Source organism: Brevundimonas sp. FV1ye28 (assembly GCF_058681135.1).
Genome location: NZ_CM178731.1, coordinates 2,862,589 through 2,877,776, shown reverse-complemented (window position 1 = coordinate 2,877,776; position 15,188 = coordinate 2,862,589). Strand labels below are relative to the sequence as shown.

Here is a 15,188-nt window from a genome sequence, read left to right as displayed (position 1 = left end):
ATCGACAACATAACAAGAAATGTCCGTTTCCCGACACAAGGGCGGGTTGGAGCTCAGCTCGGTTCCGCCTCGTCCGCCGCCATCTCCATCTCCATGAAATGCTCGGCCTCGTCCGGCGCGGCCATTGCCGCCGTCACGCGGGTCACGATCCGCGAGCCGCCTTCCAGCGTCCGGTGCACCGGGCATTTGTCGGCGATCTCGAACAGGCGCGCCCGCTGCTCCTCGCTCAGCAGGCCATCCAGCGTCAGGGTCCGTTCGAACACGTCGGGCGGCGTCTCGCCCGTCCGTTTCTCGTGCCGCACCTCGACCGAGGCGCGCTCCAGCGGCAATCCCTTGCGCTCGGCATAGAGCCTCAGCGTCATCACGGTGCACGCCCCCAGCCCCGCCCCGACCAGCTCATAGGGCGTCGGCCCCGACGCCATCCCCCCGACCGAGGTCGGCTCATCGCCCATCAGGACCGCACCGCCCGCCTCGACCTTGACCTGGAACCTGCCCGCTCCCGTCTCGGCGACGCGCACCACCCCGTCGGCGGGCGCGGGCGACATCGGCGTCGTCATCTCGTCGACATAGCGCGAGGCCCAGGCCGCGATCACCGTGGCGGCATAGACGGCGTCCTCCGGCCTGGACAGCAGATGGTCCGCCGTATCCAGCGAGACGAAGCTCTTGGGATGTTTCGCTGCCAGATAAATCCCGGTCGATTCCTCGATCCCGACGATCTGGTCGATCGGCGAATGCAGGATCAGCAATGCCTTCTTCAGCTCCTTCAGCCGCGCGGCCTGGTCCTGGGCCTTCAGGCTCTCGGCGAAGCCTGCCCCGACCGAGATCTCGCGTCCGGCGACCTTCACGCAATGGGTTTCGCCGTGCTGCAGCCCCTCGGCCTCGGGCCCCAGCAGCTTCAGCACATGGTCGACGTCGAAGGGTGCGCCGATCGTCGCCACGCATTTGACCGAAGGCATCCGCCCCGCCGCCGCGATCGCCGCCGCACCCCCCAGGCTGTGGCCGATCAGCAGGCCCGGCGCACAGCCGTGCGCGGCCATATGCTCGCCCGCCGCGATCAGGTCCGCGACATCCACGGTGAACCCGGCCGGCGTGGCCGCCATCCCCGCCTCGCCGATGCCCGCGAAATCCAGCCTCAGAGTCCCCACGCCTTCGTTGGCCAGGGCCCGACTGATCCGCGTCGCCGCCAGATTGTCCTTCCCGCAGGTGAAACAGTGGGCGAACAGGGCGAACCCCCGCGCCTGCCCGCTGGGCCGGTCCAGCACCGCGTTGACGTGGCGACCGTCCGGGGTCGTGAAGTCGAAGGGTTCGGTCTGCATGGTCTTGGCTCCGGCGCTGCGCGACGACCCTAGCCAATCCGCCGCCATCGTCCTATCGTCGCCGCGTTCTCCCGGGGGCGGCGCCTGAGCCGCTGAGATAGGCGTAAGCGCCTGACCGGCCGAACCTGATCCGGGTCATGCCGGCGAAGGGATGAGTACGCTTTCGGTCTCGCCACGGGACCAATTTCTCGTCCGACGTCGGCGCGACCCTCTGAAACCACAGAGGCCGCCATGAACATCCACGTCCCCGCCGAACCCTCGCACGATCCCGCCGTGGATTTGTCGCTGAAAGACGCCCGCGAGGAAGTCATGCGCGAGACCGGCACCATCCCCACCGGCGAACGCGCCGGCTCCCGCAAGGTCTATGTCGCCGGCGAGCTCTACCCCGACATCCGCGTCCCCTTCCGCGAGGTCGCCGTCCACCCCAGCGCCAACGAGCCGCCGGTGACCATCTATGACTCCTCCGGCCCCTACACCGACCCGACCGTCACCATCGACATCAAGCGCGGCCTCCCCCTGGTCAAGTCCAGCTGGCAGCGGGATCGCGGCGACATCGCCCCCGTCCTCAACCCGCGCGAGGTCAAGCCCGAGGACAACGGCCACGCCTCCGGCCGCCACCTCGCCCCCCGCTTCGACGTCTCCAACCACAAGGTGTTCAAGGGCGTCGAGGGCCGCCCCGTCACCCAGTACGAATACGCGAAGGCCGGCATCATCACCCCCGAGATGGAATACGTCGCCATCCGCGAGAACCTGCGCCGCGAACAGTCCGCCCCCTGCATCCGCGATGGCGAGGACTTCGGCGCCGCCATTCCCGACTTCGTCACGCCCGAGTTCGTGCGTCAGGAGATCGCCCGCGGCCGCGCCATCATCCCGCACAACATCAACCACCCGGAAGTCGAGCCGATGATCATCGGCCGCAACTTCCTGGTGAAGATCAACGCCAACATCGGCAACTCGGCCGTCCTGTCCTCCGTGGACGACGAGGTCGACAAGCTGGTCTGGGCCACCCGCTGGGGCGCCGACAACGTCATGGACCTGTCGACGGGCCGCAACATCCACAACATCCGCGACTGGATCATCCGCAACTCCAGCGTCCCCATCGGCACGGTCCCCATCTACCAGGCGCTGGAAAAGGTGAACGGCGTCGCCGAGGACCTGACCTGGGAGGTCTATCGCGACACCCTGATCGAACAGGCCGAACAGGGCGTCGACTATTTCACCATCCACGCGGGCGTCCGCCTGCCCTTCATCCCGATGACGGCGAAACGCGTCACCGGCATCGTCTCGCGCGGCGGCTCCATCATGGCCAAATGGTGCCTCAGCCATCACCGCGAGAGCTTCCTCTACGAGCATTTCGAGGACATCTGCGACATCATGCGGGCCTACGACGTGTCGTTCAGCCTCGGCGACGGCCTGCGTCCCGGCTCCATCGCCGACGCCAATGACGAGGCCCAGTTCGCCGAGCTCCGCACCCTCGGCGAACTGACGAAGATCGCCTGGGCCAAGGGCTGCCAGGTCATGATCGAGGGCCCCGGTCACGTGCCGATGCACAAGATCAAGGCCAATATGGATGAGCAACTGAAGCACTGCCACGAGGCGCCCTTCTATACGCTCGGGCCGCTGACCACCGACATCGCCCCCGGCTACGACCACATCACCTCGGCCATCGGCGCGGCCATGATCGGCTGGTTCGGCACGGCCATGCTCTGCTACGTCACGCCCAAGGAGCATCTGGGCCTGCCCGACCGTCAGGACGTCAAGGACGGCGTCATCACCTACAAGATCGCCGCCCACGCCGCCGACCTGGCCAAGGGCCACCCCGCCGCCCGCCTGCACGATGATGCCCTTTCCCGCGCCCGGTTCGAGTTCCGCTGGGAGGACCAGTTCAACCTCGGCCTCGACCCCGAAACCGCCCGCAAATACCACGACGCCACCCTGCCCAAGGAGGCCCACAAGACCGCCCACTTCTGCTCCATGTGCGGCCCGAAATTCTGCTCGATGAAGATCAGCCAGGACATCCGGAGGGATGCGGCGGCGCAGAACGACGCGGGCGGCTCGCTGGCGGAGGCCGAGGCCGGCATGGCCGAGATGTCGGCGAAGTTCCGGGCGGGGGGCGGGGTGGTGGAGGTGAAGGTGTGAGGGAAACACCGGCCTTACGCAGCCAATGCACGAGGCCCGAATCGATGCAACCTCTCATGGTCCTTAGGAGGATTCCCGGATGCACATTTTCCCGCCTGAGTTTGAGGTCACGCTAGAAGAAGGCTTCTCACCCGAGAGAGACCTGTTCGGCCGAGCGCCGATAGCAGTTGGCTTGTCAAAACTAGTCGAAAGCGCAAGTCGGCCGCTTGTTTTAGCAATCGACGGAGAATGGGGCAGCGGGAAAACCACGTTCCTTAGATTTTGGACCGGAGAGCTTAAGAAGGCTGATTTTCCTGTAGTTTTCTTTGACGCCTTTCAAAATGACTACGCCGACGACGCATTTATTGCCCTAGCCGGGGAAGTTTTTTCCTTAGTTGAGCAGCGAAACAAAGGAGCCTCTCAGACTGCGAAGAAATTTGCGTCAAAGGCGATCGACGCTGGAAAAGTTCTACTGCGCAGCGGGCTGAAGGTAGGTGTAAAAGCAGCCACCCTAGGAGCTTTGAGTACTACGGACCTCGAAGAATTAGCAGACTCGCTTGCTGATGGATCCGCTGACGCCTTTGACGCGACCATTGGCGAGATGATCACCAAACAGTCCGCTCACCGATCCGCCATTGAGGATTTTAGAAAGGCTCTCGCTGAGCTTCCTTCACTACTATCTAAACCTAAGGAAAGCGAATCTCAGAAACCTCTGATATTTATCATTGATGAACTTGATCGATGCAAACCTGCCTTCGCGCTCGAGCTGTTGGAGCGTGTAAAGCACTTTTTCTCCGTGCCAAACGTCCACTTTGTGTTGGGCGTAAACTCGTCCCAGCTGTGCAGTTCAGTCCGCGCCGTGTACGGCACTGACATAGATGCTCGTCTCTACCTACAAAAGTTCATCCACCTTACTTGGACTCTAAGTCAGAGAGAGCGCTACGCTTCCGACCGGGCGCGAACGAAATATGTGCACTACTTGCTTAGCGGCTTGGGGTTGAGCGGCAAGGACAGGGAATCCGCCGAAGCTGCAGCAATCTTTGTGGGCGCAGTAGCGGAGCAAAAAGGCCTATCTTTCCGCACGATAGAAAGAGCTATAGCACTTATATCGATTGCGGTAGCGACAACGCCGGAAAGTCGCCTGAGAGTGGGCCCATTGATTGGTGGATTGGCGCTAATGAAGGTCCTCGAGCCCGAACTATTCGTTCGGGCAAAAGAGGGCCGCCTTGCATACTCTACCGTCTGTGACTTCTTGCCCTTCGACGCACTCAGGAACGATACGGAGCGTAACTGGGGTTGGGCTGCCGACTGGTGGCAGTTCGTGACCGACGTAGCTCCGCCCGACGAACTTGTTCAGCAAATGAATCGCGGACTTTCTGCTTACAGCTTCGAAGATAGGCTTCAACTTCTATCATATACCGCCGATACGGTAATGGACAACATATCGCTAAGGTAAATCATTACCCACCCTCGTTCTCCTCGCCGGTCCAACCGGGGCCGGGAAGACGCCCTTTCATCAACCGCTTCCTGCGTCAGCGGGCGGAGGCGTTCCGGTCCGTCAACCCGGACGCAACCTCCCTCTCCCGGCGGGAGAGGGCTTGAGCGCCTGAGAGCGTCAGCGATCAGGATTGGGCGAAAGGGTGAGGGGCTGGCGGGTCCGTCGGCGTGAGCCGTCGCACGGGCACGGCTGGCGCCGACTTCGACGGATGCCCCTCACCCTTTCGGCTTGGCGCATCGCTCCGCTCTGCGAGCCTCAAACCCTCTCCCGCCGGGAGAGGGGCGGCGTTGATCCTCACTCTCCCGGCGGGTGGAGGAAGGATCGCATGCGATCCGACGACGGGCTTGAGCGCCTGAGAGCGTCAGCGATCAGGATTGCGCGAAAGGGTGAGGGGCTGGCGGGTCCGTCGGCGTGAGCCGTCGCACGGGCACGGCTCACGCCGACTTCGACGGATGCCCCTCACCCTTTCGGCTTGGCGCATCGCTCCGCTCTGCGAGCCTCAAACCCTCTCCCGCCGGGAGAGGGGCGGCGTTGATCCTCACTCTCCCGGCGGGTGGAGGAAGGATCGCATGCGATCCGACGACGGGCTTGAGCGCCTGAGAGCGCCAGCGATCAGGATTGCGCGAAAGGGTGAGGGGCTGGCGGGTCCGTCGGCGTGAGCCGCCGCACGGGCACGGCTCACGCCGACTTCGACGGATGCCCCTCACCCTTTGGCTGCTACGCGCCGCCCTTCGGGTCGGCTGGCGGCTCGCTACGCTTGCCGAGCCTCAAGCCCGTCGTCGGATCGTATACGATCCTTCCTCCACCCGCCGGGAGAGGGTTACAACACACCCAGCACCCTCGCCCTGTCCCGGATCGCGTCGTCGATGCGCCACGGTTCGCCAAGCGCCGTCTCATTGCTGAACCGCACGACAACCCAGCCCAGGGCCTCGATCTCGGTCTGGCGCCAATGGTCCCGCACCCTGACGTCGTCGCGGTCGTGGACGCCGCCGTCGATCTCGATGACCAGGCGCAGGGCCACGCAGGCGAAGTCCACAGTGTAGCGACCGATGTCATGCTGGCGCCGGACCTTGATCCCCTCGACGGTGCCGCCGCGCAGCCTGGCCCAGACGCGCCGTTCGGCGAGACCGGCGGACTGGCGAAGATCGCGGGCACGAGACATGACCGGAGATTGTGCCGTTTTCCCGCTGAAGGAGAAGCGCAAACTGAGGCCTCCTTTCCCTTCTCCCGGCGGGAGAAGGTGGCCCCGAAGGGGTCGGATGAGGGGTTGGCGCGTCCGGCGGCGCAAGCCGTCGCACGGACGAGGATACGGCTCACACCGACCGCAACGCATGCCCCTCACCCTTTCGGCTTCACGCATCGCTGCGCTCTGCGAGCCTCAAGCCCGTCGTCGGATCGTATACGATCCTTCCTCCACCCGCCGGGAGAGGGTACATACCCAAGTTGGCAAAGCATCGTCTGAATTCGCTTTTCCGATCAACGATCGGAGCGATCGAAAGCCCTTTTCCTTAACGCCCCCCGAAACGCCCTCACACTGGTCGTCCCGCGACGGGAGGCGAGCGCATGGACGGCATGACATGGGACAATCCAAACGCAGCGGACGCTTCGGACGCTTCGGACGCTTCGGACGGTGTTTTGGTGTCCACACCCCGGCCTCTGAAACCCGAAGTGGCTTGACGCAGGGGCCATCGATCCGCGATCCGTCGGCATACCCCGGAGCCCCACCATGCCGATCGATCGCGTTTCCGTCCTGAAAGCCCTCGAAGCCCAGGGCGTATGCCCGGTCTTCTACAATCCCGACCCCGAGGTCGCGATGAACGTGATCCGCGCCTGTGCGCGCGGCGGGGCGCCGGTGATCGAGTTCACCAACCGGGGCGACTTCGCCGTCGACCTGTTCGCCGAGATCGCAAAGGAACTAGGCCGGACGGATCCCGACATCGTGCTGGGCATCGGCTCGGTGCTCGATGCCGGGACGGCGGCCATGTACCTGAACCGCGCGGCGCGGTTCGTGGTCTCGCCGGCCCTGGTGCCCGAGGTGGCGACGGTCTGCAACCGGCGCATGGTCGCCTATTTCCCCGGCTGCGGCTCGGTGCGCGACATCACCGAGGCCCATGCGCTCGGCTGCGACATCATCAAGCTGTTCCCCGGCGCCTCGGTCGGCGGTCCGGACTTCGTCAAGGCGGTCATGGGGCCCATGCCCTGGACCAAGATCATGCCGACCGGCGGCGTCGACCCCGACGCCGCCTCCATCTCGAAATGGTTCGGCGCCGGGATCGTGGCGGCGGGCATGGGCTCCAAGCTCGTCACCGACGCGGCGGTGAAGGCGGGCGACTGGGCCGGGATCGAGGCCTCGGTCCGGGGCGCCGTCGACGCCGTCGCCGCCTTCCGCGCCGGTAAGGCCTAGCTCAGGACCACGATGGCCACGCGCCGGTTCTGGGCGCGGCCTTCGGGGGTGGTGTTGTCGGCGACGGGCGCCTCTTCGCCATAGCTGATGGTGGCCATGCGGTTCAGGGCGATGCCCTGACGGCTCAGCGAGCGACGGACGGCCTCGGCCCGGGCTGCGCCCAGGGCGTCGTTGTAGGCCTCGGGGCCGGCGGCGTCGGTGTGGCCCTGGATCTCCAGGTAGACGTTGACGTTCTCGGCCTTCAGCCGGTTCGCCAGCTCGGTCAGACGGGCCTCGGCCTCGGGCGACAGGGCGTCGCGGTCGGACGGGAATTTGACGGAGTCATCCGACAGGACGACCTCGTACATGAACTTGCCCTCGGCCAGCTGCTGGGCCGCCGTGGCGCGTTGCAGGGCGTCGTTGGCCGTGCCCTCGACGGTCCCCAGACGGGCGTCGGTGGCGTCCACCCGCTGGTCTACGACGGCGACGTTGTCGCGCACGAAGGCGCGCGTGGCGCAGCCCGAGGCGAGCAGGCCGAGCGTCAGGACGACGCCGGTCATCAGAACGGGGCGCAGGTTGGCGCGGGGGATTGCGAGGGCTTGAGACTGGATCAAGGGAGATCTCCTGAGGGGCCGGAGCGCCACTTCCGAACGTCGCGCAGTCGTGATCAGGGACACGGCGAAAGGCCTTGGAATGACCGGGGTGGGGCATGATTCCGGCAGCTTGGCCGTAAGCTCCGTGCCCGGACGGCCGCGAGCGGGCGCCACGATCCTGACGTCTCGGGGTGGTCTCAAGGGGACTGCCGGGCGCTGCAAGCGTCGCCGAAACGGGCCTCCTCTTGCCCCCAAGCGTCGAAAGCCAAACGGAAAAGCCGCCGATCCGCTCGCGCCGGACGAAGGCCTCGCGCCGCGCCTGGGCGCCCGGCTTGGCGGTCAGCGTCGGGGTCCATCTGGCGGGTCTGGCGGCCTTCCTGGCGGTCGCGCCGACCCCGACGATTTTTTCCGCCGACCCGCCGCCCGAGCCGGTGACGGTCACCCTGACCCCTCCGCCGCCCCCGCTTCCAGTCGCCCAACCCGATCCGCCGCCGGGCCCGGCAGAGCCCTCCCAAGCCGCCGAACCGCCAGCCCCCGCGACCCAGGCTCCGACCCCGCCCAGGCCCCGGCCGCCCGCCGCGCCGCGCCCGCCCCGCCCGGCCCCGCCCGAGGTCGAATCCCTGCCGGTCGCGGCCGCTCCGCCGGGTCCGGCCCCCGCGCCTCCCCCCGCCGGCCTGACCCAGGCCCAGCTCGCGGGCGCGGCGACCGTCGGCTCCGGCACGGGCGCGGACGGGAATGGCCCGCCGGGCGGCGGCGGCGGTTCGGGGACCGGCGCCGGGCGCTGCGACATGATCCGCCGGGTTCAGGAGGCCTTGCGCGGCAACGCCGGCGTGGTGGCCTCGGCCGCCCGCGCCCAACGCGCCCTGCCCGCCTCGCAGCGCGCCCTGCTGGTCTGGGACGGCGACTGGCTCATGAACCCGGGCGAGGAAGGTCGCGGTCTGGCGGGCCTGCGTCAGGCGATTTCCGTGGCCGTCGCCTTCGCCCCGGCCGAGTGCCGGCGCCAGTCCATGCGTGGCTTCGTTCTTCTGACGCTGGAAGACGACGCCGACGGCCCCCGACTGGCCCTGGGTCAGGGCTCCTGGCGCTGGTCCGACCTCACCGGCGCGGGTTGAGCCTGCCCGGCGCGGTCTCCGGCGCCTGGAAGAAGACCGGCAACACCACCAGGGCCACCACAGCGATCATCGCCCCCGGGGCCCAGTTCGCGCCTGTCAGCCCGATCAGCCACTGGGCCAGCCAGGGGGTGAAGCCGCCGAACACCGCCGTCGCCGCCGTGGCCCCGAGCGCCAGTCCGGTCAGCCGCCCCTCGCCCGGAAACTGTTCCGCCGTCGCCACCGCCCCGACCGCGCTGACCCCGCCCGCGACGCAGGCCAGGACCACCGCGCCCAGCAGGGCTCCTGTCTCGCCGCCCACGGCCATCAGCGAGAACATGGCCGACGGCAGGGCGGCGGCGCACAGGGCCAGCATGATCAGGACGGGCTTTCGTCCCCATCGGTCCGACAGCATCCCCGTCAAGGGCGTGACGGCGATCACCACCACCGCCGCGATCGTCGCCAGCCAAAGGGAGACCGTCTCCCCCAGCCCGCCCGTCGAGGTCAGGAACACCGGCACATAGGTGATGCCGACATAGTAGGTGATCGACCCTAGGGCAGAGATGGCGAAGGCCCTCGCGATCCCCTTACGGTGATGCCGCAACGTATGCAGCAGGGGGCTGACGGGCACGGTGCCCGCCGCCTTCTGGCGCTCGAAATCCGGCGATTCCTGCATCGTCGATCGCGCCAGCCAGACGCTGCCGGCCAGCACCGCCCCGACCACGAACGGAATTCGCCAACCCCAGGCGTCCAGATCCGCCGGGCTCAGAAGATGCGCGGTCAGGGCGCAGATCCCCACCGCCAGCAAAGCCCCGATCTCGCTCGCCGCCGAGGCTGACGACGCGATCAACCCTCGCCGGTGGCGCGGGGCCCCTTCCAGCAGGTAGGCGACCACGCCCGTGTACTCTCCGCCGACCGAGAACCCCATGACGCACCGGACCAGCAGCAGCAACACGCCCGCCGCCGCTCCGATCATCCCATAGGTCGGCAGGATGGCTGTGACGATCATGGCCGCCGTCATCAGGGCGACGGACAACAACATCGTGCGCCGTCGCCCGAAGCGGTCGCCGATATGACCGAACACCACCGCCCCGACCGGCCGCATCAGATAGGCCACGGCGAACCCGCCCAGGGTGATCAGCAGGGACTCTTCCCCGCCGCCGAAGAAGACCCGCGACAGCACCGTGGCCAGATAGAGATAGAGGGTGAAGTCATACCATTCGACCACGGTCGAGAAGGCTGCGATGGCCATGGACCGCTTGGTCATCGGCTGGTGGTCGTCTTCGGTCATGCCGCACCCTGCACCCGCCTGATGGACAAAGAAAAGGGGCGGAGAGATCCCTCTCGCCGCCCCTTTGTCCCGAACTTTGGACGCCTTAGGCCGCCAGTCGTCCCAACAGGGCAGACAGCGACGCCATCCGCGCCTTGGTCGCATCGGTCGCACCTTCCGGAGCGGTCGCCATCGCCGTGGCCAGGGCGCCGGCGGCGGCCTTGTCGGTCGAACCCGAACGCCAGCCCTCGATCACCGTGCGGGCCTGGGCCTCGACGTCGTCGGCGATGGCGTCGGTGCGCGCCAGCTGGTCGACATAAGAGGCGGCCACATCAGGCGTGTCGGCCCATGTGACCCGCGTCTGAAGCTGCGGATTGATCTCGTTCGCCATGACGGCCTCGGCCGCCGCGATCTCGGCCGCCGACAGCTGGGCGTTCGGGACCAGTTTCAGCACGTCCAGACCGCGCGCGATCTCGCTAGAATAGACCCGGCCGTTGAACCAGTAGGCCGACCACGAACCACCGACATACAGACGCTCGGCGCTGATCGGGCCGCGGTCGAAATAGGCGATCTCGACCGGGCGGGAAGCGTCGGTGAAGTCCATCACCGAGATGCCTCCCTGGTACCAGGACTGGACCATCAGGTCGCGGCCCGGCACCGGGATGATGTTGCCGTTGTGCGCCACGCAGTTCTCGGTCGCGCCCTGGGCCGCCGGCAGCTTGTGGAAGGCGCGGGGCGTCAGGGTGCGGTCGGCGATGGTGGCGATCATGTTGGCGCCCCAGGTGGCGGGATCCGTCGCCTGGCAACGCGCGCCGATGCCGCCGCTCCACTCGTCGGTGAAGACGACCTTGTCGCCCGCGTTGTTGAAGGTCGCCGAGTGCCAGTAGGCCATGTCGGGGTCGAAGACCTCGGACGTGCGGCGCGGGTTCTCGGGGTCGGAGATATCCAGCAGGATGCCGTTGCCGCTGCACGCGCCGCCGGCCAGACCAATCTCGGGGAAGACCGTGATGTCGTGGCACTGGTTGGTCTGGGCCGTATCCTGGCTGGCCAGACCGGCGCGACCGCCGCGCCACAGACCGGCGACCCGGCCCGTCGTCGCATCGGCGAAGATGCGCGGTCGGTTGACCAGTTCGGCGTCCTGCGGCCGATCCAGCGGCACCTTGATCACGTCGATGGAGAACAGGGCCGTCTCGGGGTTCTCGTCCGGCTGGCCGTCGGTGCAGATGTCCAGTTCTTCGGTCTTGCGCACGCCCGACGTGCCCTGGCCGTAGACATAGAGGACGTTCCGGTCGGTCGCGCTGGGCAGCAGGGTGTGGGTGTGCGACCCGCGGCAGGTCTGGACGGCCGCGACCTGGCGCGGGGCGTTCAGATCCGAGATGTCGAAGATGCGCACGCCGCGGAAGCGTTGGGCGTTCACGTCGCCCTCATTGCCGCCGGCCGAACAGTCGAGACGGCCACGGCCTTCCTCGACCGACATGAACAGCAGGTTGCCGTGGACAGACACGTCGCCCTGACCGCCGGGGCAGACCACCGACATCACCAGACGCGGCTCGGCGCCCGAGACGTCATAGGCATTGAAGCCGTTGAAGTTGCCGACGAACAGCTTGCCGTTCGACACGGCCATGTCGGTGTTGGCCATGCCCAGAACGCTGAAGCCGGGGTTGCCGGTCGCCTGCGCCCGAAGGGCCTCGCCCTCCTCGCGGCTGCGCGGCGGCGAGAACATCGTCTGGTCGGTGCCGAAGCCCGGCGCGTGCGGCGTGTGGCTGAGCAGTTCCATCCCCTCGGCCGCCGTGCCGGCGTCGGCATAGCCTGCCGACAGCGTGGAGCGGGCGTCGGTGCCGATGACCTGGACGGCCCCGGGTCCAGAGGATTGCTGCGCAGCGGCGGCGCCGGCGCCCAGCAGGACGCCGATCACGGCGGCGGAGGAAAGAAGGGTTCTGCGCACGTTCATGGCCGGGTCTCTCGCTTCAGGGTTAGTCGGGATTTTCAGGGTTCAGAAATCGGACAGCAGCGACTGCATGCGCAGGATTTCCGCCTGCTGGTCGGCGACGACCGAGGTCGTGAAATCGGACAACAGGGTGTCCTGCGCAGGGTTCGGCGTCGCCATCAGGTCGGCGACCATGTCGAGCGCGCCCTGGTGATGCTGGATCATTCCGGTCAGGAACAGCCGGTCGAAGGCCATCCCCTGGGCGGCGGCCAGGGTGCGCATCTGGCGCGGCGTCAGCATGCCCGCCATGACCGGCGTGTCGTCCGGATCGGGCGTCGCGCCGTGACCTGTATGGGCGCCGTGATCCATCCCGGAATGCGCCGAGTGATCCATCGCGCCGTGACCGCCATGGCTCATCCCGGCCATCTCCAGCGGCTCGCCGCGTTCCTCCAGCCAGCCGCGCATCAGGTCCATCTCGGCCGCCTGGCTCAGGGCGATGCGCTGGCCCAGACGCTTGACCGTCGGGTTCTCGCCGCGTGTCTCCAGCAGGTCCACCATCTCGACCGCCTGGGCGTGGTGGACGATCATGTGCTGCATGAAGACGACGTCGGCGGGAGTATAGGTCGACCGGCTCAGCTCACGCGCCTCGGCCGGGGTGATGATGCGCGACGGCTGGCCCGGTGCGCCGGGATTGAAGATCGGAGGAGACGGGGCGGTCTGGGCCAGGGCCGGTCCGGCGATCAGGCCCGTCGTCAGGGCCGCGAGGATGCCGAACTGAAAGCGCACGCCTGACCACTCCCCTTGGCCCATTCCGGCCACAATCCAGACTAGGCGTTCGAAGCCTGCGGGGGCAAGGCTGGGGACATGAATTCCCGGCAATCCCGCGCAGGACCGGCGCGGATGCCCCCCCTGTTGTGGAACGGCAAGGGGCTGGAAGCGACTGGAACGCGTGTCCGGGATTGCACCCGATCGCCGGCAGTCAAGGCGACGACGTCAAAAAAGACGCGCCTCGGTTCACCGCAGCCGGCAGGCGGTCAATCCTCGTCCATCTTCAGCGCGGCGATGAAGGCTTCCTGCGGGATCTCGACCTTGCCGAACTGGCGCATCCGCTTCTTGCCGGCCTTCTGCTTCTCCAGCAGCTTCTTCTTGCGCGTCGCGTCGCCGCCGTAGCATTTCGACGTCACGTCCTTGCGCAGCGCCCGCACCGTCTCGCGCGCGATGATCTTGCCGCCGATGGCGGCCTGGATCGGGATGACGAACATGTGGGGCGGGATCAGCTCCTTCATCTTCTCGACCATGCCCCGGCCGCGCGTTTCGGCGCGGGCGCGGTGGACCAGCATCGACAGGGCGTCGACGGGCTCGGCGTTGACCAGAATCGACATCTTTACCAGGTCGCCGACCTTGTAGTCGGTGATCTCGTAGTCGAACGAGGCATAGCCCTTCGAGATCGACTTCAGCCGGTCGTAGAAGTCGAACACGACTTCGTTCAACGGCAGTTCGTAGATCACCAGGGCGCGGTTGCCGACGTAGGACAGTTCGACCTGGGACCCGCGACGGTCCTGGCAAAGCTTGATGACGCTGCCTAGGTATTCGTCGGGCGTCAGGATAGTCGCCTTGATCCACGGCTCGGAGATGGTCTCGATCTGCATCACGTCGGGCAGGTCGGCCGGGTTGTGCAGGTCGATCTCTGAGCCGTCGCGCAGGCCGATCTTGTAGACCACCGACGGCGCCGTCGCGATCAGGTCGAGGTTGAACTCGCGGCTGAGCCGCTCCTGAATGATCTCCAGATGCAGCAGACCGAGGAAGCCGCAGCGGAAGCCGAAGCCCAGAGCGGCCGAGCTTTCCATCTCATAGGTGAAGGAGGCGTCGTTCAGCCGCAGCTTGCCGATGGCGGCGCGCAGGTCCTCGAAATCGGCGGCGTCGACCGGGAACAGGCCGCAGAAGACCACGGACTGGACGTCCTTGAACCCCTTCAGCGGTTCGGCGGTCGGCTTCTTTTCATCCGTGATGGTGTCGCCGACGGCGGCGTTGGCGACTTCCTTGATCTGAGCGGTGATGAAGCCGACTTCGCCCGGACCGAGCTGGTCCACCGGAGTGTTCTTGGGCAGGAAGACGCCGACGCGATCGACCAGATGGGTCGAGCCGGCCTGCATCATCTTGACGCGCTGACCCGCCTTCAGGACGCCGTCGAAGACCCGGACCAGCAGCACGACGCCGAGGTAGGGATCGTACCAGGCATCGACCAGCATGGCCTTGAGCGGCGCGTCGATGTCGCCCTTGGGCGCCGGCAACCGGGTGACGATGGCCTCGAGCACCTCCTCGATGCCGATGCCGGACTTGGCCGAGGCCATGACCGCGTCGGAGGCGTCGATGCCGATGACGTCCTCGATCTGCTGTCGAACCCGTTCGGGCTCGGCGGCGGGCAGGTCGATCTTGTTCAGGACCGGCACGATCTCGTGGTTGTTGTCGATCGCCTGATAGACATTGGCCAGGGTCTGCGCCTCGACCCCCTGCGACGCATCCACGACCAGCAGCGAACCCTCGCACGCTGCCAGAGAGCGCGAGACTTCATACGCGAAGTCCACATGTCCCGGCGTGTCCATCAGGTTGAGAATATAGTCCTTGCCGTCCTGGGCCTTGTAGTGCAGGCGCACGGTCTGCGCCTTGATCGTGATCCCCCGTTCCTTCTCGATCTCCATGTTGTCCAGCACCTGGGCGGACATCTCGCGCGCCGTCAGCCCGCCGGTGAACTGGATCAGTCGGTCGGACAGGGTGGACTTGCCGTGGTCGATATGGGCCACCACGGAGAAGTTTCGGATCTGGGAAATCGGGGGCGTCGTCATTGTGCGGCGCGGTTAGCATGGGTCGGGCGGTAGCGCCAACGCAGCGCGCGTCGAAGCCGTTTCGCAACCGCATTCGGCACGGATTACATCGCAGTAATGGCGCCGCTTGTCGTTTGAGGACGGGGCCCGGACGCGGTATGGAGGCCGGCTCG

At 66.8% G+C, this 15,188-nt stretch carries 11 protein-coding genes and 1 riboswitch; of the genes, 4 read left to right on the top strand and 7 right to left on the bottom strand.

Going from position 1 to position 15,188, the window contains the following annotated elements; genetic code table 11:
- Positions 1 to 53: 53 nt before the first annotated feature.
- Entirely contained in the window at positions 54 to 1,316 is a 1,263-nt protein-coding gene (locus tag ACW171_RS14130; protein ID WP_492094041.1) for a bifunctional alpha/beta hydrolase/OsmC family protein, read from the bottom strand.
- A 62-nt stretch (positions 1,317 to 1,378) separates the two neighbouring features.
- A riboswitch (TPP riboswitch) is annotated at positions 1,379 to 1,486 on the top strand.
- Between the two features lie 139 nt (positions 1,487 to 1,625).
- On the opposite strand from ACW171_RS14130, the gene thiC reads away from it, so the two are divergent.
- Positions 1,626 to 3,455 (top strand): phosphomethylpyrimidine synthase ThiC, encoded by a 1,830-nt coding sequence (gene thiC / locus ACW171_RS14125; RefSeq protein ID WP_492096639.1) that lies wholly within the window; start codon positions 1,626 to 1,628, stop codon positions 3,453 to 3,455.
- A gap of 79 nt (positions 3,456 to 3,534) precedes the next feature.
- Entirely contained in the window at positions 3,535 to 4,890 is a 1,356-nt protein-coding gene (locus tag ACW171_RS14120) for a KAP family P-loop NTPase fold protein (protein ID WP_492094039.1), read from the top strand.
- 862 nt (positions 4,891 to 5,752) lie between these two features.
- Here ACW171_RS14120 and ACW171_RS14115 read toward each other — a convergent pair.
- Positions 5,753 to 6,094 carry an endonuclease domain-containing protein gene (locus ACW171_RS14115; protein WP_492094037.1) on the bottom strand — a complete coding sequence of 114 codons (342 nt, stop codon included), beginning with the start codon at positions 6,092 to 6,094 and terminating at the stop codon, positions 5,753 to 5,755.
- A gap of 564 nt (positions 6,095 to 6,658) precedes the next feature.
- Between ACW171_RS14115 and ACW171_RS14110 the strand changes: the two genes are divergently transcribed.
- The gene (locus ACW171_RS14110; protein WP_492094035.1) at positions 6,659 to 7,336 is read left to right on the top strand and encodes a bifunctional 4-hydroxy-2-oxoglutarate aldolase/2-dehydro-3-deoxy-phosphogluconate aldolase; all 678 of its coding nucleotides are present in this window, start codon (positions 6,659 to 6,661) and stop codon (positions 7,334 to 7,336) included.
- On the opposite strand, the gene ACW171_RS14105 is transcribed toward ACW171_RS14110, so the two are convergent.
- Positions 7,333 to 7,875: an OmpA family protein gene (locus ACW171_RS14105; protein ID WP_492096638.1), complete on the bottom strand. Its 543-nt coding sequence runs from the start codon at positions 7,873 to 7,875 to the stop codon at positions 7,333 to 7,335. The genes ACW171_RS14110 and ACW171_RS14105 overlap by 4 nt on opposite strands.
- A gap of 365 nt (positions 7,876 to 8,240) precedes the next feature.
- Between ACW171_RS14105 and ACW171_RS14100 the strand changes: the two genes are divergently transcribed.
- Positions 8,241 to 9,020, top strand: coding sequence for a hypothetical protein (locus ACW171_RS14100; protein WP_492094033.1), 780 nt, complete (start codon positions 8,241 to 8,243; stop codon positions 9,018 to 9,020).
- On the opposite strand, the gene ACW171_RS14095 is transcribed toward ACW171_RS14100, so the two are convergent.
- The 4 genes from ACW171_RS14095 to lepA form a co-directional block, all read right to left on the bottom strand.
- A complete protein-coding gene (locus tag ACW171_RS14095) occupies positions 9,004 to 10,287 on the bottom strand; it encodes an MFS transporter (protein ID WP_492094031.1) in 1,284 nt (427 codons plus the stop codon). The genes ACW171_RS14100 and ACW171_RS14095 overlap by 17 nt on opposite strands.
- Positions 10,288 to 10,372: 85 nt before the next feature.
- Positions 10,373 to 12,217, bottom strand: a complete 1,845-nt coding sequence (locus tag ACW171_RS14090) for an LVIVD repeat-containing protein (RefSeq protein ID WP_492094029.1) — start codon at positions 12,215 to 12,217, stop codon at positions 10,373 to 10,375.
- A 42-nt stretch (positions 12,218 to 12,259) separates the two neighbouring features.
- On the bottom strand, positions 12,260 to 12,979 hold the full coding sequence (locus ACW171_RS14085) for a DUF305 domain-containing protein (protein ID WP_492094027.1): 720 nt from the start codon (positions 12,977 to 12,979) through the stop codon (positions 12,260 to 12,262).
- A gap of 248 nt (positions 12,980 to 13,227) precedes the next feature.
- Positions 13,228 to 15,036, bottom strand: coding sequence for a translation elongation factor 4 (gene lepA / locus ACW171_RS14080; RefSeq protein WP_492094025.1), 1,809 nt, complete (start codon positions 15,034 to 15,036; stop codon positions 13,228 to 13,230).
- Positions 15,037 to 15,188: the final 152 nt, after the last annotated feature.

Excerpts from the sequence above, each read along its gene's own strand:
- ACW171_RS14130 (WP_492094041.1), bottom strand. The coding sequence starts at position 1,316 with ATGCAGACCGAACCCTTCGACTTCACGACCCCGGACGGTCGCCACGTC.
- thiC (WP_492096639.1), top strand. The coding sequence starts at position 1,626 with ATGCGCGAGACCGGCACCATCCCCACCGGCGAACGCGCCGGCTCCCGC.
- ACW171_RS14120 (WP_492094039.1), top strand. The coding sequence starts at position 3,535 with ATGCACATTTTCCCGCCTGAGTTTGAGGTCACGCTAGAAGAAGGCTTC.
- ACW171_RS14115 (WP_492094037.1), bottom strand. The coding sequence starts at position 6,094 with ATGTCTCGTGCCCGCGATCTTCGCCAGTCCGCCGGTCTCGCCGAACGG.
- ACW171_RS14110 (WP_492094035.1), top strand. The coding sequence starts at position 6,659 with ATGCCGATCGATCGCGTTTCCGTCCTGAAAGCCCTCGAAGCCCAGGGC.
- ACW171_RS14105 (WP_492096638.1), bottom strand. The coding sequence starts at position 7,875 with ATGACCGGCGTCGTCCTGACGCTCGGCCTGCTCGCCTCGGGCTGCGCC.
- ACW171_RS14095 (WP_492094031.1), bottom strand. The coding sequence starts at position 10,287 with ATGACCGAAGACGACCACCAGCCGATGACCAAGCGGTCCATGGCCATC.
- ACW171_RS14090 (WP_492094029.1), bottom strand. The coding sequence starts at position 12,217 with ATGAACGTGCGCAGAACCCTTCTTTCCTCCGCCGCCGTGATCGGCGTC.
- lepA (WP_492094025.1), bottom strand. The coding sequence starts at position 15,036 with ATGACGACGCCCCCGATTTCCCAGATCCGAAACTTCTCCGTGGTGGCC.